18 protein-coding genes and 1 rRNA gene are annotated in these 23,109 nt (G+C 72.2%); 8 read left to right on the top strand and 11 right to left on the bottom strand.

The window, feature by feature from the left end; all coding sequences use genetic code 11:
* Window positions 1-360 precede the first annotated feature (360 nt).
* Both ACIP4X_RS25360 and ACIP4X_RS25355 read right to left on the bottom strand, forming a co-directional pair.
* Entirely contained in the window at window positions 361-1,029 is a 669-nt protein-coding gene (locus tag ACIP4X_RS25360; RefSeq protein WP_358728041.1) for an HAD hydrolase-like protein, read from the bottom strand.
* Between the two features lie 92 nt (window positions 1,030-1,121).
* Window positions 1,122-1,637 carry a DUF6912 family protein gene (locus tag ACIP4X_RS25355; RefSeq protein ID WP_401350765.1) on the bottom strand — a complete coding sequence of 172 codons (516 nt, stop codon included), beginning with the start codon at window positions 1,635-1,637 and terminating at the stop codon, window positions 1,122-1,124.
* Window positions 1,638-2,419: 782 nt separating this feature from the next.
* On the opposite strand from ACIP4X_RS25355, the gene ACIP4X_RS25350 reads away from it, so the two are divergent.
* Entirely contained in the window at window positions 2,420-3,136 is a 717-nt protein-coding gene (locus tag ACIP4X_RS25350) for an Rv3235 family protein (protein WP_401350763.1), read from the top strand.
* An 89-nt stretch (window positions 3,137-3,225) separates the two neighbouring features.
* Here ACIP4X_RS25350 and secA read toward each other — a convergent pair whose 3' ends face one another.
* Window positions 3,226-6,042: a preprotein translocase subunit SecA gene (gene secA / locus ACIP4X_RS25345; protein WP_358728035.1), complete on the bottom strand. Its 2,817-nt coding sequence runs from the start codon at window positions 6,040-6,042 to the stop codon at window positions 3,226-3,228.
* Window positions 6,043-6,339: 297 nt separating this feature from the next.
* On the opposite strand from secA, the gene ACIP4X_RS25340 reads away from it, so the two are divergent.
* Entirely contained in the window at window positions 6,340-6,918 is a 579-nt protein-coding gene (locus ACIP4X_RS25340; protein WP_401350761.1) for a GNAT family N-acetyltransferase, read from the top strand.
* Window positions 6,919-7,045: 127 nt separating this feature from the next.
* Window positions 7,046-8,248, top strand: a complete 1,203-nt coding sequence (locus ACIP4X_RS25335; RefSeq protein WP_401350759.1) for a winged helix-turn-helix domain-containing protein — start codon at window positions 7,046-7,048, stop codon at window positions 8,246-8,248.
* Between the two features lie 24 nt (window positions 8,249-8,272).
* Here the strand turns inward: ACIP4X_RS25335 and ACIP4X_RS25330 are convergent, their stop codons facing one another.
* The 7 genes from ACIP4X_RS25330 to mtnA form a co-directional block, all read right to left on the bottom strand.
* Complete coding sequence (locus tag ACIP4X_RS25330; protein ID WP_358728029.1) at window positions 8,273-9,019, bottom strand: response regulator transcription factor; 747 nt, start codon at window positions 9,017-9,019, stop codon at window positions 8,273-8,275.
* Between the two features lie 215 nt (window positions 9,020-9,234).
* Window positions 9,235-9,921 carry a ribosome hibernation-promoting factor, HPF/YfiA family gene (gene hpf / locus ACIP4X_RS25325; RefSeq protein WP_358728027.1) on the bottom strand — a complete coding sequence of 229 codons (687 nt, stop codon included), beginning with the start codon at window positions 9,919-9,921 and terminating at the stop codon, window positions 9,235-9,237.
* A 316-nt stretch (window positions 9,922-10,237) separates the two neighbouring features.
* Window positions 10,238-11,125 (bottom strand): ComF family protein, encoded by an 888-nt coding sequence (locus ACIP4X_RS25320; protein WP_401350757.1) that lies wholly within the window; start codon window positions 11,123-11,125, stop codon window positions 10,238-10,240.
* Between the two features lie 137 nt (window positions 11,126-11,262).
* Window positions 11,263-13,101 (bottom strand): LpqB family beta-propeller domain-containing protein, encoded by a 1,839-nt coding sequence (locus tag ACIP4X_RS25315; protein WP_358728023.1) that lies wholly within the window; start codon window positions 13,099-13,101, stop codon window positions 11,263-11,265.
* A complete protein-coding gene (gene mtrB / locus ACIP4X_RS25310; protein ID WP_401350755.1) occupies window positions 13,091-15,160 on the bottom strand; it encodes an MtrAB system histidine kinase MtrB in 2,070 nt (689 codons plus the stop codon). Before mtrB ends, ACIP4X_RS25315 begins: the two co-directional genes overlap by 11 nt.
* Window position 15,161: 1 nt before the next feature.
* The gene (gene mtrA, locus ACIP4X_RS25305) at window positions 15,162-15,851 is read right to left on the bottom strand and encodes a two-component system response regulator MtrA (RefSeq protein ID WP_009188938.1); all 690 of its coding nucleotides are present in this window, start codon (window positions 15,849-15,851) and stop codon (window positions 15,162-15,164) included.
* A 122-nt stretch (window positions 15,852-15,973) separates the two neighbouring features.
* Window positions 15,974-17,116 carry an S-methyl-5-thioribose-1-phosphate isomerase gene (gene mtnA / locus ACIP4X_RS25300; RefSeq protein WP_358728019.1) on the bottom strand — a complete coding sequence of 381 codons (1,143 nt, stop codon included), beginning with the start codon at window positions 17,114-17,116 and terminating at the stop codon, window positions 15,974-15,976.
* Window positions 17,117-17,256: 140 nt separating this feature from the next.
* Here mtnA and ACIP4X_RS25295 point away from each other — a divergent pair, with 140 nt between their 5' ends.
* From ACIP4X_RS25295 to ACIP4X_RS25275, 5 genes are read left to right on the top strand one after another with little or no spacing between them, the layout of a single operon-like run.
* On the top strand, window positions 17,257-18,624 hold the full coding sequence (locus ACIP4X_RS25295) for a hypothetical protein (RefSeq protein ID WP_358728017.1): 1,368 nt from the start codon (window positions 17,257-17,259) through the stop codon (window positions 18,622-18,624).
* Between the two features lie 4 nt (window positions 18,625-18,628).
* The gene (locus ACIP4X_RS25290; RefSeq protein WP_401350753.1) at window positions 18,629-19,414 is read left to right on the top strand and encodes a DUF4129 domain-containing protein; all 786 of its coding nucleotides are present in this window, start codon (window positions 18,629-18,631) and stop codon (window positions 19,412-19,414) included.
* Complete coding sequence (locus ACIP4X_RS25285) at window positions 19,411-20,607, top strand: DUF4350 domain-containing protein (RefSeq protein WP_401350751.1); 1,197 nt, start codon at window positions 19,411-19,413, stop codon at window positions 20,605-20,607. The genes ACIP4X_RS25290 and ACIP4X_RS25285 overlap by 4 nt, the downstream gene beginning before the upstream one ends.
* Window positions 20,607-21,596, top strand: coding sequence for a MoxR family ATPase (locus ACIP4X_RS25280; RefSeq protein ID WP_358728012.1), 990 nt, complete (start codon window positions 20,607-20,609; stop codon window positions 21,594-21,596). The genes ACIP4X_RS25285 and ACIP4X_RS25280 overlap by 1 nt, the downstream gene beginning before the upstream one ends.
* Complete coding sequence (locus ACIP4X_RS25275) at window positions 21,596-22,906, top strand: DUF58 domain-containing protein (protein WP_401350749.1); 1,311 nt, start codon at window positions 21,596-21,598, stop codon at window positions 22,904-22,906. Before ACIP4X_RS25280 ends, ACIP4X_RS25275 begins: the two co-directional genes overlap by 1 nt.
* Before the next feature lie 116 nt (window positions 22,907-23,022).
* Here the strand turns inward: ACIP4X_RS25275 and rrf are convergent.
* Window positions 23,023-23,109: ribosomal RNA gene (rrf, locus tag ACIP4X_RS25270) — 5S ribosomal RNA — on the bottom strand; the annotation flags it as partial.

The raw sequence follows: 23,109 nt of genomic DNA, 5'->3' as shown, positions 1-23,109 counted from the left end.
GTCCGTGCTCACCGGGCGCACAGCGGAGGCGACGGTGCCTCCGCGAACTATCGCGCTGATCACGCCACAAGGCTATCGCTCCTCACGGGGGGCCCGTCATGAGCCGTATGTGTACAAAACCGGGGGTGGAAGTTTGACGTTCTGCACAGGGGTGATGCCGGCGAAGGCGGCGTATGGCTCCGCCGGACCCCGACGTTCCGCGTTTCCCGCTGTGCGCTTCCCACTCCACGTTTCTGACCCCGTCGCTCCCCCGCGTCGTCCTCTCCCACGTCCTGCCGCGCGTCCGTCCGCGCTTCTCCCCGGACTTCTCGCCGGACTCCTCGCCGGGCTGCTCCTCCCGTGCCTGTCGCCGCGGCCCGCTCAGTCGGCCAGCCGCTGCGCCTCCGCGACCGCCTCCCGCAGGGTGTCCACCACCGGTACGCCGACCTCCTCCAGGCTGGCCCGGCTGTGCGAGCCGCCGGTGTAGAGCACCGCCCGCGCCCCGACGTGCCGCGCGGCCACCGCGTCGTCCGCCGCGTCCCCGATCACCACCGTGCGCGCGGGGTTCACCGTCGCGGACAGCGCGCCCAGGTGCCGCACCATGTGCTCGGCCTTGCTGCCGCCGGATCTCCCCGTTCTCCCGTCCACCCGGAGGAAGTGCGCCTCGATCCCGAAGCCTCGGACCAGCGGGACGAGGTCCTCGTGCCCGTACATGCTGAGGATCGACTGGCTGTGCCCGGCCGACGTCCAGTCGGTGAGCAGGTCCACGGCGCCCTCGGTCAGGGTGCACGCCGTGCGGTGCTCGGAGTAGTACCGGTGGAAGACACCGTCCATCGCGTCCCACTCGGCCTCGGTGGGCAGCCGGCCCAGCAGCCGCTCGTAGAACTTCGGGACCGGCACGCAGTACAGCGCGCGGTACTGCTCCAGTGTGATCGGCTCCATGCCCAGCTCGGCGAAAGCCGCGTTCGTCGCGCCGATGACCGCGTCGTTGTCGTGGAACAGCGTGCCGTTCCAGTCCCAGACGATGTGCGCCCCTGACTGTTTCCCCATACCGGAAAACGTACCCGCCGCCACTGACAATCAGGAGAACGGCAGGTCGCGACCCGTGGTCAGGTCACGGGCCCGGTCGCGGTCCGCGGGGCTCAGCCGTCGAGCCCCACCAGGTTCGGGATCTCCTGCGTGGCGTACCAGAGCAGTTCGTGATCCTCGGCGCCGTCCACGACGAACCGGGCGTCGTCGTCGCCCGCGTCCGCCGCCCCCAGGGCCCCGGCCGCGGCGGTCACGTCCGCCTCCGCGTCACCGGCGTCGACGTGCACGGCGGCCGCCTTGGCCAGCCGCACGGGACCGGCCACCCGCACCTCGCCGAGCGCGGCGGGGTCGAGCCCGCGGTCGGGGTCGGCCGTCGCCGCGCCGTCGGCCACGTCCATGGCGACCACCACGCGGCGCCGCGGCGCGCCCGGGTCCAGCGCCAGCAGGCGCAGCGAGGCGAGCGCGGCCCGGTTCAGCGCGGCGTACTCCAACTCCTCGATGTCGTCGGAGAGGTACCACTCGCGCAGCGCGGGCGTCACGGCGTACGCGGTGAGCGCCCCTGTCCCCAGCTCCCCCGTCTTGTGCGCCTCGGCGAGGCCCGAGAGGGTCAGGGGGACGTAGACACGCATGGCAGGCCGCTTTCGTGGTCGGAGGGCTCGCCGCCCGGACGGCCTTCAGGATACGTGCGGGAGTCCCCTTTCGAGTCCCCGGCCACACCTCCTGTCCGTCCACCGCGCACCCCTCACCTCACCCGGTACACCCCAGTCCCCGCACGGCCGGCGGCGCCCACGATCACACGGAGGGGTGAACTCGTCCACGGTCCGACGCGCGCCGCGCCTTCCTTGCCGCGGGGCCCTCGGACCCGTACAAGAGGCCCAGCAGGAAGTTACTGCCCGGTACGAAACGGCCGGCCCTCGGCCGGCCCATGCCTCTGGGCGCCTACGCCGGGCACGACACCGAACGGGGACTCATGAACAAGGTCATGACCAGGACCCAGCGCCGCCCGGGCTCCCACCCGCCGGGCCGCCGCGACCACCGCCGCCCCGGCGGCCACCCGCCCCGCACTCCAGGAGGAACCCTCCCCCGCACAGCCGAGGACAACCCCCCGCCCCGCCACACCCCCGCACTCCCCACAGGCCCCCGGGACACCCGCCCCCCGGCGACCCCCCTCGGCGCCCACCGAACACGCACCGGCACACGGACCTCAGGCGACCCCGCACCGAGGCCGACCAGCACCGCCGCCCCGGACACGTCCCACAGGACGGCAACGACCCCCGCAGACGCCCACCCGGCAGCCCGCGCGAACGTAGGCTCCGAGGCCGCCCCAGGCCGCACAGCGGGCACAGCAGGAGCCCGCCGGGCGGGTACGCACCGTTCCGTACCGGGCAGCGACGCGGGTGGCGCGGGTGCCATGGGCGCCACTGGCACCACGGGCACGGGCACCACGGGCACAGCCAGGGGCACCACGGGCACCGCAGGCGCGCCGGGTGCCACAGGCGCCGCAGGCACGGCAGGCACGGCAGGCGCCGCAGGCGGGGCAGGCGCCACGGGCACCGCAGGCGCCACGGGCGCGGCGGGCGCCGCAGGCACGGCAGGCGCCGCAGGCACGGCGGGCGCCACAGGTGCCACGGGCGCGGCGGGCGCCTCGGGCACCCGCGCCCACGCGGCAGTCCGCGCGGCAGGCATCCACGTCGGTGAGGCCGCCCTCGCGGCGGGGATCCGCGCTGACGGGGCCGCCCCGGCGGGAGCCGGGGCTCCCGGCGCCGCGCGGGCCGTTTCGCTGCCCATGGCCACCGATCTGTTCGCGGACCGGCTGCTCGCCGTGCTCAGCGGGCAGCGACCCGTGCACTGGATGCTGCGGCACACCGCGGGCCGGGCCTACGACGAGCTCGCGTGGCTCGCCGAGCGCGGCACGCTGCGCACCCGGGGTGCCCGCCCCGTCGTGCGCGACATCGGCTACTACGAGCCCCGCCCGGGCGCCGTGGAGGCCTTCGCCCGCATCGGCGCGGGCGACCAGCTGCGCGCGATGGCGTTCCGCCTGGAGCAGGGCCGGGACCGGCGCTGGCGCTGCACCGCGGTGGAGCTCGGCGGCCCCCGTATGCCCCGTACGAGGGACGACCTGCCCTGACGGCGAACCGAGGACAGGCCGAAGGGCCGGGCATCCCGAGGATGCCCGGCCCTTCCCCGGCCGCAGCCGGATGCTTCAGGAAGCGGCGGTCACTTCTTGCGGCGGCGCCCGGACTTCGCCTGCTTGCGCCGCTCCGCACGCGTGAGGCCGTCGGCCTCCGAGCGCACGGGCTCGCCGTCCGTGGCGAACTCGCCCTCGACGATGCCGCCCTCGCCGTCCACGGTCGGCGCCGAGAAGTGCAGGTCACGCCGCTGCGGCGCGTCCAGCCCCTTGGCCCGGATCTCCGGGCGCGCGCCGGCCTGCGCCGGAACCGCGTCGTGCTTCTCCAGGTCGGCCACCGGCTTCGTGTCCTCGACCGGCACCTCCTCGACCTGCTGCTCGACCTGGACCTCCAGGTTGAACAGGTAGCCGACGGACTCCTCCTTGATGCCCTCCATCATCGCGGTGAACATGTCGAAGCCCTCGCGCTGGTACTCGACCAGCGGGTCCTTCTGCGCCATCGCGCGCAGGCCGATGCCCTCCTGGAGGTAGTCCATCTCGTAGAGGTGCTCGCGCCACTTGCGGTCCAGCACCGACAGCACCACCCGGCGCTCCAGCTCACGCATGATCTCCGAGCCGAGCTGCGCCTCGCGGGCCTCGTACTGCTCGCGGATGTCGTCCTCGATGGACTCGCTGATGAACTCCGCCGTCAGACCCGCGCGGTCCCCGGCAGCCTCCTCCAGCTCCTCGATGGTGATCTTCACCGGGTAGAGCTGCTTGAAGGCGCCCCACAGGCGGTCGAGGTCCCAGTCCTCCGGGAAGCCCTCGGCGGTCTCCGCCCCGACGTACGCGTCGATGGTGTCTTTCATGAAGTGCTGCACCTGCTCCTGCAGGTCCTCGCCCTCCAGGACGCGGCGCCGCTCGCCGTAGATGACCTCGCGCTGCCGGTTGAGCACCTCGTCGTACTTCAGAACGTTCTTGCGTGTCTCGAAGTTCTGCTGCTCGACCTGCGACTGGGCGGACGCGATCGCGCGCGTGACCATCTTGTTCTCGATCGGCACGTCGTCCGGCACGTTCGCCATCGACATCACGCGCTCGACCATCTGCGCCTTGAACAGACGCATCAGGTCGTCGCCCAGGGAGAGGTAGAAGCGGGACTCGCCCGGGTCGCCCTGACGGCCGCTACGACCACGCAGCTGGTTGTCGATACGGCGCGACTCGTGCCGCTCGGTGCCGAGCACGTACAGGCCGCCGAGCCGCTCGACCTCGTCCTTCTCGGCCTTGACCGCCGCCTCGGCGCGCTGCAACGCCTCCGGCAGGGCCGCCGCCCACTCCTCGATGTGCTCCTCGGGGTCGAGGCCGCGCTGGCGCAGCTCCGCCTCGGCGAGGTCCTCCGGGTTGCCACCGAGCTTGATGTCCGTACCGCGGCCGGCCATGTTCGTCGCCACGGTCACCGCGCCCCTGCGGCCGGCCTGGGCGACGATCGACGCCTCACGCTCGTGGTGCTTGGCGTTGAGCACCTCGTGCTGGACGCCACGCTTGCTGAGCTGCTGCGAGAGGTACTCCGACTTCTCCACCGAGGTGGTGCCGACCAGGATCGGCTGGCCCTTCTCGTGCTTCTCGGCGATGTCGTCGACGACCGCCTCGAACTTGGCGACCTCGGTGCGGTAGATCAGGTCCGCCTGGTCCTTGCGGACCATCGGCTTGTTGGTCGGGATCGGGACCACGCCGAGCTTGTAGATCTGGTGGAACTCGGCGGCCTCGGTCATCGCCGTACCGGTCATGCCGGAGAGCTTGCTGTAGAGGCGGAAGAAGTTCTGCAGGGTGATCGTGGCGAGCGTCTGGTTCTCGTCCTTGATGTCCACCCCTTCCTTCGCCTCGATCGCCTGGTGCATGCCCTCGTTGTAGCGGCGGCCGGCGAGGATACGGCCGGTGTGCTCGTCGACGATCATGACCTCGCCGTCGATGACGACGTAGTCCTTGTCGCGCTTGAAGAGCTCCTTGGCCTTGATGGCGTTGTTCAGGTAGCCCACGAGCGGGGTGTTCACCGACTCGTAGAGGTTGTCGATGCCCAGCCAGTCCTCGACCTTGGAGACACCGGCCTCGTGGATGGCGACCGTGCGCTTCTTCTCGTCGACGTCGTAGTCGCCGGTCTCCTCGACGCCCTTGAGCGGGTTGCCCGCCTCGCCCTTCTTCAGGCGGGTGACCAGCTTGGCGAAGTCGCCGTACCACTTGGTGGCCTGGTCGGCCGGGCCGGAGATGATCAGCGGCGTACGGGCCTCGTCGACGAGGATGGAGTCGACCTCGTCGACGATCGCGAAGTTGTGGCCGCGCTGGACGAGCTCGTCCTGGGACCACGCCATGTTGTCGCGGAGGTAGTCGAAGCCGAACTCGTTGTTCGTGCCGTAGGTGATGTCGCAGCCGTACTGCTCGCGGCGCTGGGCCGGCGTCATGTTCGCGAGGATGCAGCCGACGGACAGACCCAGGAACCTGTGGACGCGGCCCATCATCTCCGAGTCGCGCTCGGCCAGGTAGTCGTTGACCGTGATGATGTGCACGCCGTCGCCCGAGATCGCGTTCAGATAGGCGGGCAGGGTGCCGACCAGGGTCTTGCCCTCGCCGGTCTTCATCTCGGCGACATAACCCAGGTGCAGGGCGGCGCCGCCCATCATCTGGACGTCGTAGTGCCGCTGGCCGAGGACACGCTTGGCCGCCTCGCGCACCGTGGCGAACGCCTCGGGGAGCAGGTCGTCCAGGCTCTCGCCGTCCGCGTACCGCTGCTTGTACTCATCGGTGAGGGCACGCAGATCGGCGTCGGAGAGGGCGACGAAGTCCTCTTCGATGGAGTTGACCTGGCCCGCGATGCGGTGCAGCTTGCGCAGGATCTTGCCTTCGCCTGCACGCATGATCTTCGAGAGGACGGACACGGGGGTTGGTCTCCTTGCCGGTCGGGCCTGGGACGGTCGGTTTCCATTGACGTACTGAGCAACGGCCATCGTATGCGAGGACACGGCCGAGCCGGGAGGGCCTGCCGCAAGGCCACCCGTCCGCAGCTTCGCGGGGCCCTCACGGGAACAACGTCCCGGGGCCGCGGATGGTGCCGTGTCCCGGCGGTGATTTGCGCGAATTATGATCACTTCCGCACGCGGCGGGGAGTGCGGCCGGCTCGTGGCACGCCGGTCAAAGGTATGGCGGCCCCCGCGGCCCCCGAGCAGAATCGGGCGATGGAACCCGTCACGCTCACCACCGACCGTCTGCTCCTGCGCACGCTCCTGCCCGCGGACTCCGACGCGGTGCACGCGGCCGTGCAGGACCCGGACATCCAGCGCTGGCTCTCCCAGCTGCCTTCGCCGTACCTGCCCGAACACGCGCGGAGCTTCACCGAGGACATGGTCCCGGTGGGCTGGGCCAACGGTTCGATGTTCACCTTCGGCCTCTTCCTGGCCGGCCCCTCTGGAGACCTCGTGGGCACGCTCGGCATGTCGATGCGGTCGCTGGGCGAGGCCGAGATCGGCTACTGGGCCACGAAGGAGCACCGCGGCAACGGCTATGTGACCGAGGCCTCCCTCACCGTCGCCCGCTGGGCCTTCACCCAGCTCGCCGTGGACCGCCTGGAGTGGCGCGCAGAGGTCGGCAACCACGCCTCACGCGCGGTCGCCGAACGGGTCGGCTTCACCGTGGAGGGCGTCCTCCGCTCGGGGCTCAACAACAAGGGGGTGCGACGGGACTGCTGGGTGGGCTCCCTGCTGCCGTCCGACCTGAGCCTGCCCTCGGCGGCCCCGTACCTGCCCGCACCGGCCTAAGGACCTGCTGCCCGGCGGCGGGCGGCGGGCGGCTTTCGTACGCACTGGCGGCACGCGGCAGGCGGCAGGCGGCAGGGAAGGCGCAGCTCAGCCCGTGTTGTCGGTGCCGCCCTCTATCGTGCGAGCCATGACCTCGCTCCCGCGCCCCACCACCGACCTCTCGGCGGACGAAGCCCGCCGCCTCGCCCTGCGTGCCCAGGGTTTCCTCGGCGTGCCCGACCGGCGGTCCGGGGTGCGCGGCGTCCTGCGGCACCTCGGCGCGGTCCAGCTCGACACCATCTCGGTGCTCGCCCGCTCCCACGAGCTCGTGCCCTACGCCCGCCTGGGCGCGGTCGGCCGCGGGACCGTCGAGCGGGCCTACTGGACGGTCGCGTCCACGGGCGAGCCGTCGGAGCGTCCGCACGCCTTCGAGTACTGGTCGCACGCCGCCTGCATCCTGCCCATCGAGGAGTGGCCCCATTTCGCCTTCCGCCGCCGCGCCTACCGCAACCGCCCGCACTGGAACCACGAGCTGCCCGACGGGGCGTACGACCAGGTCGTCAAGCAGTTGCACGCCGAGGGCCCGCTGACGGCGACGGAGCTGGGCGGGGCCAAGAGGACCAGCGAGTGGTGGGACTGGTCGGGCACCAAGGTCGCCGTCGAGCGCGCCCTGATGTACGGCGAGGTCGTCTGCGTGGAACGCCGGGGCTGGAAGCGGGTGTACGACCTCGCCGAGCGCGCCGTCCCCGAGGAACTGCTGCACGACGAGCTGGACGACACCGAGTGCCTGCGCCGGCTGGTCCGGCTGGCCGGCCAGTCCCTGGGCGTGGGCACCCGCGCGGACATCGCGGACTACCACCGCCTCAAGGCCGAGCAGGTCGACGCGGTGATCGGGGACTCCGGGCTGGTCCCAGTCACGGTCGAGGGCTGGTCCAAGCCGGCCTGGGCGGACCCGGAGGCACTGGCGACGCCCCCGCGCGGCCGCCACCGCACCACGCTGCTGTCCCCGTTCGACTCACTGGTCTGGGAACGGGCGCGCACCGAGCGGATCTTCGGCTTCACCCACCGCCTGGAGGCCTACGTCCCCAAGCAGAAGCGGATTCACGGCTACTTCGCGATGCCCGTGCTCGCCGGCGGCCGTCTCGTCGGCCGTGTGGACCCCGCCCGGGAGGGCCGCACCCTCGTGGCCAAGCAGGTCACCCTGGACGGCGTCCGGTCCGTGCCCGCGGTCGCCCAGGCGCTCGTCGAGGCGGCGAGCTGGGTGGACTGCACGGACGTGCGCGTGGAGCGGGTGGAAGCGCCCGAGCTGCGCGAGCCCCTCGTGCTGGAGCTGGCCCGCGCCGTCGGCTGACCTTCCGGGCAGCGCCGCCGGGCGCTACCGGATCTCCAGGATCTTCTCCCGCATCGCGTAGACCACGGCCTCCATCCTGGAGTGCAGCTGGAGCTTCTCCAGGATGTTGCGGACGTGGTTCTTCACCGTGTTCTCGGAGATGAACAGCTCCTTGGCGATGTCCTTGTTGTTCATCCCCGTGGCGACGAGCTTGAGCACCTCCAGCTCACGGTCCGTCAACCGGGGGGCGGGGACGAGGCGGCGCTCGTCGGTCCGCTGGATCATCGACTTGAACTCGGTGAGCAGCTTCGACGCCATGGAGGGGCTGATCTGTGACTGTCCGTCGGCCACGGCGCGAATCGCGGTGGACACCTCGTCCGTGGAGATCTCCTTGAGGAGGTAGCCGGTGGCGCCGGCCTTGATCGCCTCGTAGAGGTCGGCCTCCTCGTCGCTGATCGTCAGCATGATGATCTTGGCGCTGGGCGCGACCTCCTTGATGGACGTGCACGCCTCGATCCCGCCGCGCTTGGGCATGCGGACGTCCATCAGGACGATGTCGGGCAGCAGGTCGGCGGCCTTGTCGACGGCTTCGGCCCCGTCGCCCGCCTCTCCGACGACCTGGATGTCCTCCTCAGCGGCGAGCACGATCTCCAGGCCTCGGCGGAAGAGGGCATGATCGTCCACGACAAGGACTCTGATCGGCTCCTTGCGCGCAGTGCCCGCCTCCGGTCCCACGCCGACGGCGCCACCGTCGGCGTCCCCGACCCGCATCGGTCCGAAGCTGTCCGCCATCGTTGTTCCTCCCCCTGAGGCTGTGGCCCGGTCTGTGGTGCTGTGGCCAACCCAAGGCAACGACCCATCGGTTGGGCCGTTGCCGCCATGATTCCATGTCCGGCCGGCACTGCGGTGACCAAGCGCCGTGTGAAGGGGGCGCACACCGATGCCCCTGGGGGCGCACACCGCGCTCCAGGGGCACCGTCACAGCTGTTGTCGCCGAACGGGGTTGCTCAACCGCCCAGCGTGCCGCCCGCCTCGGGCGCCTGGGTGACCATCGTGTCCGTCCTGAGGTGGATCACTCCGTAGTCATAGGCATGCCGCCGGTAGACGACACTGGGCTCCTTGGTCTCGGAGTCGACGAAGAGATAGAAGTCGTGCCCGACCAGTTCCATCTCGTAGAGGGCCTGGTCGAGGGTCATCGGGGAAGCGACGTGGGTCTTCTCGCGGACGACGAGGGGTCCGTCCCCCTGCACCTCCAGCGAGCCGACCTTCTTGGTGGGCACCTGGCCCGCGGCCGCTTCCGTGGCGGTCTGACCGCTGCCGTTCAGCGTGGCCGCACCGGGGACGTGGTCGGGGACCTCGGCGGCCGAGATCCGGCGTGCGCCACGCCGCGAGAAACGCTTGTCGTGCTGCTTGCGCAGCCGGGCCCCGAGCTTCTCCGCCGCCAGGTCGAGCGCGGCGTACGGATCGCTGGCCGCCGCCTCCGCCCGGATCACCGGACCGCGGGAGCGGAGGGTGATCTCCACCCGGTCGCAGCGGTCGGCCTGTCGGGGGTTGGGCTCCTTGGACACCTCGACGTCGAGGCTGATCACCTTGCCATCGAGCTTCTGGATCTTCTCCAGGTTCAGCTTCTCGGCCACGTGCTTGCGGAACCGCTCGGGCACCTCGGTCTTGCGGCCCTTGACGACGATGTCCACGCAGAACTCCGTTCCCGGATCGCTCCGCTCCGACGGCGGAGCATCTCCCTTGTGCACCCGGTTCCGGTGAGCTCCGGAACCTCGGACTCGGTGACGTCCACCTCCTCCTCCCCCGCGGGCGAGATCTCCACCCGGCCGGTACGGGTGATGGCGAAAAACCCGCAGCACGGCATTCGGATATGGCGGGGACGGCCTGCGCCTTTCCCTCACATCCCGAACATATCTCGCCCGGACGGATGACGTCACCCTCTACTGCCGCGTACCTCCGTTCAGGTGAATTGACCCGCTCATTACCTGCAACGATGCAAGTTCTCCGTCAGTTCCGTTCTATTCCGAAGGAATCCGGAGAGGCCGCGACGACCGCCGCGCAGATCACTCCACCGGCTCCGCGCTCTCCCGCCATTTCCGGTGCGTCGTACATCGGGTTCCCCTCCTTCTGCCGTGATCCCGGCTTCCGTTTCCTCATCCCTTCCCGGACCCGCGCCGTGTACACGGCCGTCGTCACCGCGCGCGCCGCCTCCGTCAGCGAGGCCCCCGTCGTCATGACGTCGTCGACCAGCACCACCGGACCGCTCAGCAGCAGCCGCACACCGCCCGCGGCCGCCTCCAGCGCGCCGGCGAGGTTCTCAAGCCGCTGCCCGGAGGACAGCCCCGACTGGTCCGCCACGGCACGCCGCTGGCGCAGCACCGGCAGGGCCCGCGCAGGCGTCCCGGACCGCCGCAGCTCACCCGCCGCCGCGAGCGCGATCCGCCGCCCTGGATCGTGCCCCCGGGCCCGCACCGCCCGCCGCGCGGACGGCACGGGGACGAGCAGCACGACCGTCCCGGACCCCCCGGCCGGCCCGGCACCCGCTCCCGTTCCTCCCGCCACTCTCCCCGCTGTTCCGTCCGCCGCCGATCCCACCGCGGCCGCGCGCAGCCCGGCCCGTACCGCACCCGCCAGCGCCGTGCCGAGCGGGCGGGCGAGAGCCAGTGCTCCCCGCTCCTTGTGGGCGAGCAGGGCCGCCCGCGCCGCGTCCGCGTACCGCGCCGCCGCGTACACCGCCGGAAGTCCGTACGGCTCCGGAACCGGGCGCACCCGGCGTGGTGCGCCGTGGCTCAGGGCGGCACGGCACCGAGGGCAGAGCACGGTACGAGGCCTGCCGCAGCCTCCGCACTCGGTCGGCAGCACCAGGTCGGTGAGGTCCTGCCACCACCCGTGCATGCCTCCACTGTGCCGACGGCGCACCGTCCCGGCCAGCCCTGTGGACAACCGCCTGTGGACAACTCCGTCCACCGCCAACGAGACTTCACCCACACGAGGGACCTAGTGCCCCGACAGACACCAGCACCAGCGACGCGTCACCCCGGATAGACCGGCGCCATCCCTTCCTTGGTCACCTTCTGCCACTGCGCCCCGGACGGCAGCCGGACGATCCCGTCCTCCGAGGACGACGCCACCAGCGGGAACCGGTCGTCCTCGGCCGCCGCGATCGACTGCACCCCCGTGAGCGCGGCCGGCGGCGGGCCCTCCGGCGTGGAGCCGTCGACCTGGACGTACCGCATCGTCTGCACGCCCCCCTGCTCCCGTCCGGCCACCACGAGCCGGCTGTCCCCGGCCCACGACATGGCGCTGACGTCCTCCAGCTCCGGAGCCGCCGAACGCAGCCCGAGCACCGACACGACCGGCCGCTCCCCGGCCTTCTCGTCGCGTTCGATCCGCCCGATGAACAGGGACTTGCTGTTGTCGTCCGCCTTGACGACCAGGGCGATCCGCACTCCGTCGGCGGCCACCCGCACCGCGTCGACACGCCCCTTCAGACCCGGGACCTTCACCTCGAGCGGCTCGCCCCCGCCCTGCTCCAGCACCCACAGCCGCGGCCGGGCGGGATCGCGGTCGGCCACCCACAGGTCACCGCGCGCGTCCCAGCTCGGTACCGTCAGCCCGTCGCCCTCGGCCCTGCCCTGACTCTGCAGCACCGGCGCCTCGAGGGCACCGCCCGTCACGAGCGAGCTCACGAACAGCGACCTGCCGTCGGAGCCGACCCCGGCCGCGGTGCGCTCGTCCCACGACACCGCCGCCGCCTTGAGCTTCTGCACACCCTCGCCCAGCGCCCCCGGCACAGGCTCGACACCCGAGGCCGTGCCCGTGTCGGAGATCCGCACCAGCCGCTGCTTGTCGTCGACGAAGTACAGGTAGTCGGGCCGCCTCACCGACCCGCGCGTGGCGACGGACTCGGCCCGGTCCGACTCGAACGAGCACAGGGTGCCGCCGTCGGCGCGCTCAAGCGTGACGGCGTCCACGGTGGGTGTCAGGTTCTGCAGCGTGAACAGCAGTTGGGTCGCCATCTCCCGGCACTTCTCGCGCCCGACCCCGGAGGCCTTCTCGTTAAGCGGCACCGTCAGCCGGTTCTGGTCGTCGGGCGCGAGCGAGGTGACGCCGCGGCGCAGCGCCGTCCCGGACGGGAAGCTCGAACTGACCGCGGGCTTCAGCCACTTCGTGGGCCCGCTCAGCAGGGAGCGCACCACCTGCGTCATCGCGTCCACGCGCCGCCGCACGAAGACGGGATCGGCGACGGCGGTCGCGGATGCCGCCGAGCCCGACGAGGAGTCGGAGGCGAAGTAGTACTTGTTGACGGACGTGTAGTTGCGCTGGAAGTCCGACTGGCCCATGACGACGCCCTGCGGCGGCACGTCGATGCGCCACTGCCCGCTCTTCTTGTCCCGCGTCAGATGAACCGGCTGGCTGTAGTTGCCGCCCATCGGCGTGTACGACTGCTGCTCGTCCACCCGGGCCACCTTGCTGCCGGTCAGGGCGAACGCGCAGTTGTCGGTGCTGTCGCGTTCCGTGATGCGATCGACCTGGATGTCCGGGCTACCCGCGAGCACGGTCGTGGACTGCTCCGGCCGCCAGTGCCCCGAGGCCTCCCCCGTCAGATACTGACGCGCCGTCGCATACTGCGGATCGTCGCTGGTCAGCGCCTCCAGAAAGCCCTGCACGATCTCCATGGGCCGGGCGTCCTCCCGGGGCGGCATGGCGAACACCCGCAGCTGGCTGTCCTGGCGCGGGGTGGACTCCACGTCGCGCAGATCCCCGCTGTCCGGCATCGAGGCGCACCCCGCCAGCAGTACGACCCCGCAAGCGGCGTACGCCACCGCGCGCGCCGGCCGCCGCACGCCCCCCACGCGGTCAGCGCCCACGAAATGCCTCCCCTTGCTGTGTCACGTCCAGCGGCCCGGCCTGCTCGGCCACCGCGAGGTCCGCCGACCCGTCGTCCATCGCGTCCGCGGCGGACACCGTCTCCTGCCGTCGCCCACCCGAGGCCGGCCGGGGCACCACGCGCGCGCCGTTGCCGGGCAGCGCCGTCGGATCGGCCGTCGGGGCCACCGCCGGCCGGGACACGATGTCCCGCGGCGACGCCGTCCGCTCACCCGTCGCCTGCGCCGGCACGGTGGCACGCTTCCCGCTCGGCAGACCGGCGTCGTCGAGCCCGCGGTTGCGGCGCGAGTCCTTCGGCTCCAGCGGGACGGGCGAGCCCCGCAGCGGCTCGTCCGCGGTCCTGGGCAGCGTCAGCCGGAACTGCGAGCCGCCGCCCGGCTCGCCCCATGCCTGAAGCCAGCCGCCGTGCAGCCGGGCGTCCTCCAGGGCGATCGACAGCCCCAGACCGGTACCGCCCGTGGTGCGGGCGCGCGCCGGATCCGCCCGCCAGAAGCGGCTGAACACGCGGGTCGCCTCGCCCGGCTTGAGCCCGACGCCGTAGTCGCGCACCGCGACCGCGACCGCGCCGCCCGCCGCGCCGAGCTTGACGACGACGTCCCTGCCCTCGCCGTGCTCCACCGCGTTGACGACCAGGTTGCGCAGGATGCGCTCCACCCGCCGGGTGTCGGCCTCGGCCACGACGGGCTGCTGGTCGCCGACGACCCGTATCCGCGTGCCCTTGCGCTCGGCGAGCGGCTCCGCGCCGCCGACGACCCGGCGCACGACCTCCCTGAGGTCGATCGGCTCGGCCTCCAGCGCCGCCGCGCCCGCGTCGAAGCGGCTGATCTCCAACAGGTCCGCGAGCAGCGACTCGAACCGGTCGAGCTGGTCGGCGAGCAGTTCCGCCGAGCGGGCGGTGACCGGGTCGAAGTCCTCGCGCGCCTCGTGGATGACGTCGGCGGCCATCCGCACGGTCGTCAGCGGCGTGCGCAGCTCGTGCGAGACGTCGGAGACGAACCGGCGCTGCATACGCGACAGTTCCTCCAGCTGCTGGATCTTCAGCTGAAGGTTCTGCGCCATCTTGTTGAAGGCCTCGCCGAGACGCGCGATGTCGTCCTCACCGGTGACCTTCATGCGCTCCTGAAGCCGCCCGGCCGACAGCCGCTCGGCGATCCCGGCCGCCATCCGCACCGGCGTGACGACCTGCCGCACCACCACCCAGGCAATGGCACCGAGGAGTACGACGACGAAGAGTCCGGCCGTCGCCAGCGTGCCCTTGACCAGGCTCAGCGACTTCTCCTCCTGGGTGAGCGGGAAGAGGTAGTACAGCTGGTACGGATCGCCGTTGGGGTCGTTGACCTGCTTGCCGACGACCAGCGCGGGCTGGGAGCCCTTGTCGCCGCCCTGGTAGACGATGCGGGCGTAGCTCTGCGCGGCCACCATGCTGCTGTTGATGCGGGCGCGCAGCTCCTCCGGGACACTCGCCGTCGGATCCACGCCGCCGGAGGCGCGCGGTCCGCGCCCGCCCCCGCTGTCGTCGCCGGCCGGCAGCGTGACCACGTCGAAGGCGCCCTGACCGCCGCTGGACAGCGACGACACCAGGTCGCTCATCCACTGGATGACGTTCTGCGAGGAGTGGCCGTCCACGGCGGAGGCGTCGTCGCCCGCGCCGGTCGCCGCCTCGTCGGCCCGCTGCTTGGCCACCGCGAAACCGCCGGCGGCCTGGCTCTGCGAGGCCTTCACCTTGGCGTCGAGCAGTCCGTTGCGCACCTGGCCGATGACGACGAAACCGAGCAGCAGGACCAAGCCCATCGACATCAGCAACGTGGTGGCGACGACCCTGAGCTGGATGTTGCGCCGCCACAGCCGCATCACGGGCAGCAGCGGCCGGCGCACCCAGCGCAGGAAGAGACGCAGGACGGGGCTGCCCTGGACGCCGCCGTGCAGCAGCCCGCCCTCCAGGAGGCGTCCCCAGCGGGAGCCGGCGGTCGTCCGGCCGACAGGCCGCCCCGCGCCGGCCCCGGTACCCCCGGGCGCCGAAGCGGCGCTGTCCTCCGACACGTCAGCTCGGTCCGGCCTTGTAACCGACACCGCGGACGGTCACCACGATCTCCGGCTTCTCCGGGTCCTTCTCGACCTTGGAGCGCAGCCGCTGGACGTGCACGTTCACCAGGCGGGTGTCGGCCGCGTGCCGGTAACCCCAGACCTGTTCCAGGAGCACCTCGCGGGTGAACACCTGCCACGGCTTACGGGCCAGCGCGACCAGCAGGTCGAACTCCAACGGCGTCAGCGCGATCGACTGCCCGTCCCGCTTCACGGAGTGCCCCGCGACGTCGATGACGAGGTCGCCGATGGCAAGCTGCTCCGGCGCGGGCTCCTCCGACCTGCGCAGCCGCGCCCGGATACGGGCCACGAGCTCCTTCGGCTTGAACGGCTTCACGATGTAGTCGTCGGCGCCCGACTCCAGGCCCACGACGACGTCCACCGTGTCGCTCTTGGCCGTCAGCATCACGATCGGCACCCCGGACTCCGCCCTGATCAGGCGGCACACCTCGATGCCGTCCCGGCCGGGCAGCATCAGGTCGAGGAGAACCAGATCGGGCTTGGCCTCACGGAAGGCGGCCAGCGCCTTGTCTCCGTCGGCCACAAAAGACGGCTCGAAACCTTCACCACGCAGCACGATCCCGAGCATCTCGGCCAGTGCGGTGTCGTCGTCGACGACAAGGACTCGTCCCTTCATAAACGACATCATCCCATTCTCGTAACGGTGGCGAAGATCCAGGTGAGACAGCTCACTGGCCAGTGACGATAGTCGTACCGAGCGGTCACTGTCTGCCTCCGGCCCGAGAACCCCGGGAACAGGGGTGCCGATGCTCAGTCGGTGGCGGCCCCCCGCGACCTGGCACACAGCTCGGCCAGACCCTTGGCGGTCACCGGCGAGACGGCGCCCTCCTCGGTGACGATCGCCGTCACCAGCTCCGGCGGGGTCACGTCGAACGCCGGGTTGTAGGCCTGGGTGCCCAGCGGCGCGACCGGAAGGCCGCCGCCGGCTCCCGTCACCGGTGCCTGGGGCACGATGAACTCGGTCACCTCGTACCCCGGTCGCTGCTCGACCTCGATCGCCCCTCCGTCCGGGGTCGCCTGGTCCACCGTCGTCACCGGGGCCACCACGACGAACGGCACGTGGTGGTAGCGCGCGAGCACCGCGAGCGGATAGCTGCCCACCTTGTTCGCCACCGAGCCGTCGGCGGCGATACGGTCCGCGCCGATCAGCACCGCGTCCACCTCACCCGCCGCGAACAGCGAGCCCGCCGCGTTGTCGGTGAGCAGCGTGTACGCCATGTCGTTGCGGGCCGCCTCGTACGCCGTCAGCCGGGCGCCCTGCAGCAGCGGCCGGGTCTCGTCCACCCACAGCCGCCGCAGCCGGCCCGCGCGATGAGCCGCGAGCGCCACCGCGAACGCCGTGCCCTCCCCGCCCGAGATCAGCGACCCGGTGTTGCAGTGGGTGAGGATCCGGTGCCCGCCGCCGGGCAGCAGCTCGTCCAGCAGCGCCAGCCCGTGCTCGGCCATCCGCGCGCTGGCCCGGGCGTCCTCCTGGTGCAGTTGCCGCGCCGCGGCGAGCGCCGCCGAGGCGGCCTGCCCCGAGTCCCCGGTCCTGGCGAGCGCCGCCTGATGGGCGGACCGCGCCCGGCGCACACCCACGGAGAGGTTCACGGCCGTGGGCCGCGCGGCCGCCAACGCGGTCGCCGCCTCGTCCACGTCGAAGCCGCGCGCGGCGGCGAGCGCGACACCGTACGCCCCCGCGATGCCGAGCACCGGCGCCCCGCGCACGGCCAGCGACCGGATCGCCTCCACCAGCGCGGGCGCGTCCGTGCACACCAGCTCGACCTCCTCGGCGGGGAGCCTGGTCTGGTCGAGAAGGACCAGCACCGGCCCCTCGGGGGGCTCTTCCCAGCGGATCGCCGAGGTTCCGACCGCCCGGTCGTCCTCGCGGGTCTGCGCGTACTGATCAGCCATGCCGTCAGTCTGCCCCGTATCCGCCGGACAATTGAAGGTGCGCAGCCGCAACCACCGCCGGTCGCCGGAAGTCCACCCCATGGCACGATGGCAGCCAACCTGCCGCCGCGACGGCGGACGGGCACCGTGAAGGAGCGACGATGACTGACACTCCGGGCTGGGCCTCGCCCGGATCCGCCCCGTCCGACGGGCAGGAGACCGGTACGTCCGGACCTGCCGACGCCGCCGGCCGCCCCGACCCCGACCCCGCCCCGGCCGCGGACCCGTCGGGCGAGCAGCCGCAGGGCCCCGGCGTGAAGTGGTCCAAGGAGCAGCCGGCGGCGGGCCAGTGGTCCGCGCCCACGGGAGCCCCGGCCCCCGGCCAGGCACCACCGCCCCCGGCCGGCCACGGCGGACAGGGCCCCGGCGGTTACGGCCCGGCAGGATACGGCAGCCCCGGTTACGGCCCCGGCGGCTACGGCGCTCCCGGTTACGGCCCCGGCGGCCACGGCGGCTGGGGTGCCGGCTGGGGCGGCCCGCCCCCCGCCGCCAAGCCCGGCGTGATCCCGCTGCGCCCGCTGGGCGTGGGCGAGATCCTCGACGGCACGGTGTCCACCATGCGCACCCACTGGCGCACCGTCCTGGGCATCACCCTGACCGTCGCGGTCTTCTCCCAGATCATCGTCATCCTGCTGCAACGCCTGGCCATCGACAGCGCCACGAGCAGCCAGGCCCTCAGCGACCCGAACGCCACCGCCGGAGAAGTCGGCCGCGCGATGGGCGACACCATGCTCGGTTCCGGCGCCGACCTCATCGTCTCCCTGGTCTCCACCGTCATCGCCACCGCGCTGCTCACGACGGTCACCAGCCGTGCGGTTCTCGGCAAGCCGGTCACCACCGCGGAGGCCTGGCGGGACGCCCGCCCCCAGGTGTTCAAGCTGTTCGGGCTGGTCCTCCTGCTGCTCGTCATCTGCCTCGGCATCATCGCTGTCGGCGCGCTGCCCGGCATCCTCGTCGCCACCACGGGTTCGCCCGTGGGCGGCATAGCACTGGCCTTCCTGGGCGGCATGGTCGCCTGCGTGCCATCCGTGTGGCTGGCGGTCCGCTACTCGCTCGCCTCGCCCGCCCTGATGCTGGAGAAGCAGGGCATCCGCAAGTCGATGAGCCGCTCCGCCAAGCTGATCCGCGGCTCGTGGTGGCGCGTCTTCGGCATCCAGTTCCTGGCGGGACTCATCGCGGGCCTCGTCTCCATGGTCATCGCCGTTCCCTTCCTCGCTCTCGCGGTGGCCTTCGGCGGGAACGGCATGTCCGGCCTGCTCGACGGCACCCCGAACATCGGCTGGACCTACCTGATCATCACCGGGATCGGTGCCGTGATCAGCTCCACGGTCACCTTCCCGATCACGGCCGGCGTGGCCGTGCTGCTCTACGTCGACCAGCGCATCCGCCGCGAGGCCCTCGACCTCGACCTGGCCCGGGCCGCCGGCGTGCAGGGCCACGGCGCCGACGCTCCAGCCTCCGGGAGCTGATGCCGTGAGCCTGGCGGGGGGAGTTCTCACAGCACTGCCGGCGTTCCCACGAGCCGTGGCCGGAGCCCTGCGGGCCGCGCACGTCCACGGCGCGGTCCTGGCACAGTCACGCTCCGGAGCCGAACCACCGGTGACCGTCCCACGCGACCCGGCGCGGGAGGCGGCCCAACGGGAACTGTCCAAGCCGATGTACCACGAGCACGACCCGGGCCTGCTGGAACGCGCTCTGAACGCCTTCTGGAACTGGCTCGGCAAACTGTTCGGCACCGCCCTGCTCGCCACCCCGGGCGGGAGCGTCGGACTGATCGTCGTCCTCGTGGCCGTCCTCGCCGTGGCCGGGGCCCTGTGGTGGCGCCTGGGCACCCCACGCCGCGGACCCACGTCCTCGTCGGCCCTGTTCGACAACCGCCCCCGCAGCGCCGCCGAACACCGCGCCGCCGCCGAGGCGCACGCCGCCCAGGGCCACTGGAACCAGGCCGTCCAGGAACGCATGCGCGCCATCGTCCGCTCCCTGGAGGAACGAGCCCTGCTCGACATACGCCCCGGCCGCACCGCCGACGAGGCCGCCGCCGAGGCCGGCCGCGCCCTCCCCGCGCACACCGAACGACTGCGTGCCGCCGCCCGGGACTTCGACGACGTCACATACGGCGGCCGCAGGGCAACCGAAGCGGCGTACCAGCGCATCGCGGAACTCGACCGCCACCTGGAACGCACCAAGCCTGAACTCGCCGGCACCAGCAGTGGTACCGGCACCGGCACGACCGCCGGCTCCCAGGGAGCCGCCGGATGACCACCGAGGCCACGTCCCCCTCCACCTCCGTCTCGCGCACCGGCCGCCAGATGTGGACCCGCACGCGCGGGATCCTGCTCGCCCTCGTCCTCCTCCTCGCCGCCGGCGTCGCGATCGCCGCGGTCCAGTCGGGCGCCAAGCACGGCCGCCTGGACCCCCGCTCCGCCGACCCCTACGGCAGCCGCGCCGTCGCCGCGCTCCTCGCCGACCGCGGCGTCTCCACACGCGTGGTCACCACCCTCGACCAGGCACGCGCCGCCGCCGGACCCGACACCACCGTGCTGGTCGCCCTCCCCGACCTGCTGACGGACCGACAGCAGTCCCGGCTCCGCCACGCGACCGACACCTCCGGCGGACGCACCGTCCTCGTCGCCCCCGACTTCCCCTCCGCCAGCGGCCTGGCCCCCGACGTCACCGCCGCTCACACACCCAGCTTCGACACCACGCTCTCCCCGGCCTGCTCCCTGCCCGCAGCCCGCCGAGCGGGCGACGCGGACACCGGCGGCGGCATCCGCTACGTGACGACCGTCAAGGACGCCGAGGCCTGCTACCCCAGCGACGGCCTGCCCACCCTGCTGCGCATCCCGCAGGCCACCAAGGGCGGCGACACCGTCGTCCTCGGCGCCCCCGACATCCTCTACAACAACCGCCTGGCCAAACAGGGCAACGCCTCCCTCGCCCTGCAACTCCTCGGCTCCCGCCCCCATCTGGTCTGGTACCTCCCCTCGCTCTCCGACGCCCCCGCCGCCGGTGCCGGCGAGCGCGACTTCTTCGACCTGCTCCCCTCGGGCTGGGTCTGGGGCACCTTGCAACTCTTCATCGCCGCAGCCCTCGCCGCCCTGTGGCGAGGACGCCGGCTCGGCCCCCTCGTGCCCGAAAAACTCCCCGTGGCGATCCGCGCCTCCGAAACCGTCGAAGGCCGCGCCCGCCTCTACCGCAAGGCGAACGCCCGCGACCGCGCCGCCACCGCTCTTCGCTCCACCACACGCATCCGCCTGGCGCCCCTCGTCGGCGTCCCCGTCTCCCAGGCGCACACGCCCGAGGCCCTGCTCCCCGCCCTGTCCGCCCGCGTCCACGGCAAGGGACAGTCCCTGCACGACCTGCTCTTCGGCCCGCCGCCCGGCGACGACGCGGCCCTCGTCACCCTCGCCGACCGACTCGACGCCCTCGAAAGAGAGGTACGCCGTCCATGATGGACCCGACCACTGACATCGCCGGGCACACCGGGGACACGGACCACGCCCGGTCCTCCCTGGAGGCCCTGCGCGCCGAGATCGCCAAGGCCGTGGTCGGCCAGGATCCCGCCGTGACCGGCCTCGTCGTCGCCCTGCTCTGCCGCGGACACGTCCTCCTCGAAGGAGTCCCCGGAGTCGCGAAAACCCTCCTCGTCCGCACGCTCGCCGCCGCGCTGGACATCGACACCAAACGCGTACAGTTCACCCCCGACCTGATGCCGAGCGACGTGACCGGCTCGCTGGTCTACGACTCCCGCACCGCCGAGTTCTCCTTCCAGCCCGGCCCGGTCTTCACCAACCTTCTCCTCGCCGACGAGATCAACCGGACCCCGCCCAAGACCCAGTCATCGCTGCTGGAGGCCATGGAGGAACGCCAGGTCACCGTCGACGGCACCCCTCGCCCGCTCCCCGACCCCTTCCTGGTCGTCGCGACCCAGAACCCGGTCGAGTACGAGGGCACCTACCCCCTGCCCGAGGCCCAACTGGACCGTTTCCTGCTCAAGCTGACGATCCCGCTGCCCTCCCGCCAGGACGAGATCGACGTCCTCACCCGCCACGCCGACGGCTTCGACCCGCGCGACCTGCACGCCGCCGGCGTACGCCCGGTGGCCGGCCGCGCCGACCTGGACGCGGCCCGCGCCGCGATCGCCCGGACCACGGTCTCCCCGGAGATCACGGCCTACGTCGTCGACATCTGCCGGGCCACCCGGGAATCCCCGTCCCTGGCCCTCGGTGTCTCCCCCCGCGGAGCCACGGCACTGCTGTCGACGGCACGCGCGTGGGCCTGGCTGACCGGCCGCGACTACGTCATCCCCGACGACGTCAAGGCACTCGCCCTGTCCACCCTGCGCCACCGCGTACAGCTGCGCCCGGAGGCCGAGATGGAAGGCGTGACCGCCGATTCGGTGATCAACGCGATCCTCGCCCACGTCCCGGTCCCTCGCTGATGGCTCTCACCGGACGCGCCGCGCTGCTCGCGGCCCTCGGCTCCCTCCCGGTCGGCATCTGGGACCCGGGCTGGTCGGGCATCCTCGCCGTGAACGCCCCTCTGGCTGTGGCCTGCGCCTGCGACTACGCCCTGGCGGCGCCGGTGCGGAGCCTCGGCCTGACACGCTCCGGGGACACCGCTGTGCGCCTGGGCGACAGCGCCGACGTCACTCTCACGGTCACGAACCCTTCGCGCCGCCCGCTGCGCGCCCGGCTCCGTGACGCCTGGCCCCCCAGCAGCTGGCAGCCGGGCACCGAGACGACGGCCTCCCGGCACCGCCTGACCGTGCCACCGGGCGAACGCCGCCGTGTCACCACCCGCCTGCGCCCCACCCGCCGCGGCGACCGCCAGGCGGACCGCGTGACCATCCGGTCCTACGGTCCCCTCGGACTCTTCGCCCGCCAGGGCACTCACAAGGTCCCCTGGACGGTACGGGTACTGCCGCCGTTCACCAGCCGAAAGCACCTGCCGTCGAAGCTCGCGCGGCTGCGGGAACTCGACGGCCGCACGAGTGTGCTCATGCGAGGAGAGGGAACGGAGTTCGACAGTCTGCGCGAGTACGTCCCCGGCGACGACACCCGCTCCATCGACTGGCGCGCCACGGCCCGCCAGTCCGCGGTCGCCGTCCGTACCTGGCGCCCCGAGCGCGACCGGCACATCCTGCTCGTCCTGGACACCGGCCGCACCTCGGCGGGCCGGGTGGGCGACGCACCCCGCCTGGACGCCTCCATGGACGCAGCCCTGCTCCTCGCGGCCCTCGCCTCCCGCGCCGGCGACCGCGTCGACCTGCTGGCCTACGACCGCCGGGTTCGCGCCCTGGTCCAGGGCCGCTCCGCTGGAGATGTCCTGCCGTCACTGGTCGACGCCATGGCGACACTGGAACCCGAACTCGTCGAGACGGACGCCCGGGGCCTTACGGCAACAGCCCTGCGTACGGCACCGCGCCGCTCGCTGATCGTGCTCCTGACGAGCCTGGACGCGGCCCCTGTCGAGGAGGGCCTGCTGCCCGTGCTCCCTCAACTCACCCAGCGCCATACGGTCCTGGTGGCCTCGGTGGCGGATCCACTGGTCGCACGGATGGCCGGGGCCCGTGGAAACGTGGACGCGGTCTACGAAGCCGCCGCGGCGGCACAGGCGCAGACGGAACGCCATCGCACCGCGGAGCAACTCCGCCACCACGGTGTCACCGTCGTCGACGCCACACCGGACGATCTGGCGCCGGCCCTGGCAGACGCGTATCTGACGCTGAAGGCGGCGGGGAAGCTTTAGAAAAACGAAGGCCGGGACGGGGCACGGGGAGCGTGAATCTCTCCCCGAGTGCTGGCCGATCGGCCGTAAACGCAGAAAACCCCCGTGCTGAAAGCACGGGGGTTTTCCCACAATTTGTTCGGCGGCGTCCTACTCTCCCACAGGGTCCCCCCTGCAGTACCATCGGCGCTGTGAGGCTTAGCTTCCGGGTTCGGAATGTAACC

Source organism: Streptomyces sp. NPDC088817 (assembly GCF_044750345.1).
GTDB lineage: Bacteria > Actinomycetota > Actinomycetes > Streptomycetales > Streptomycetaceae > Streptomyces.
Note: the sequence above shows the minus strand (reverse complement) of the source record. Positions and strands in the feature narration are given on the sequence as shown.

What these genes read in the sequence shown, in the direction of transcription:
- ACIP4X_RS25280 (WP_358728012.1), top strand. Translation starts at nt 20,607, where the DNA reads ATGGACCCGACCACTGACATCGCCGGGCACACCGGGGACACGGACCAC.
- ACIP4X_RS25340 (WP_401350761.1), top strand. Translation starts at nt 6,340, where the DNA reads ATGGAACCCGTCACGCTCACCACCGACCGTCTGCTCCTGCGCACGCTC.
- ACIP4X_RS25355 (WP_401350765.1), bottom strand. Translation starts at nt 1,637, where the DNA reads ATGCGTGTCTACGTCCCCCTGACCCTCTCGGGCCTCGCCGAGGCGCAC.
- ACIP4X_RS25275 (WP_401350749.1), top strand. Translation starts at nt 21,596, where the DNA reads ATGGCTCTCACCGGACGCGCCGCGCTGCTCGCGGCCCTCGGCTCCCTC.
- ACIP4X_RS25335 (WP_401350759.1), top strand. Translation starts at nt 7,046, where the DNA reads ATGACCTCGCTCCCGCGCCCCACCACCGACCTCTCGGCGGACGAAGCC.
- ACIP4X_RS25295 (WP_358728017.1), top strand. Translation starts at nt 17,257, where the DNA reads ATGACTGACACTCCGGGCTGGGCCTCGCCCGGATCCGCCCCGTCCGAC.
- mtrA (WP_009188938.1), bottom strand. Translation starts at nt 15,851, where the DNA reads ATGATGTCGTTTATGAAGGGACGAGTCCTTGTCGTCGACGACGACACC.
- ACIP4X_RS25320 (WP_401350757.1), bottom strand. Translation starts at nt 11,125, where the DNA reads ATGCACGGGTGGTGGCAGGACCTCACCGACCTGGTGCTGCCGACCGAG.
- mtnA (WP_358728019.1), bottom strand. Translation starts at nt 17,116, where the DNA reads ATGGCTGATCAGTACGCGCAGACCCGCGAGGACGACCGGGCGGTCGGA.
- ACIP4X_RS25285 (WP_401350751.1), top strand. Translation starts at nt 19,411, where the DNA reads ATGACCACCGAGGCCACGTCCCCCTCCACCTCCGTCTCGCGCACCGGC.
- ACIP4X_RS25360 (WP_358728041.1), bottom strand. Translation starts at nt 1,029, where the DNA reads ATGGGGAAACAGTCAGGGGCGCACATCGTCTGGGACTGGAACGGCACG.
- ACIP4X_RS25330 (WP_358728029.1), bottom strand. Translation starts at nt 9,019, where the DNA reads ATGGCGGACAGCTTCGGACCGATGCGGGTCGGGGACGCCGACGGTGGC.
- ACIP4X_RS25350 (WP_401350763.1), top strand. Translation starts at nt 2,420, where the DNA reads ATGGGCGCCACTGGCACCACGGGCACGGGCACCACGGGCACAGCCAGG.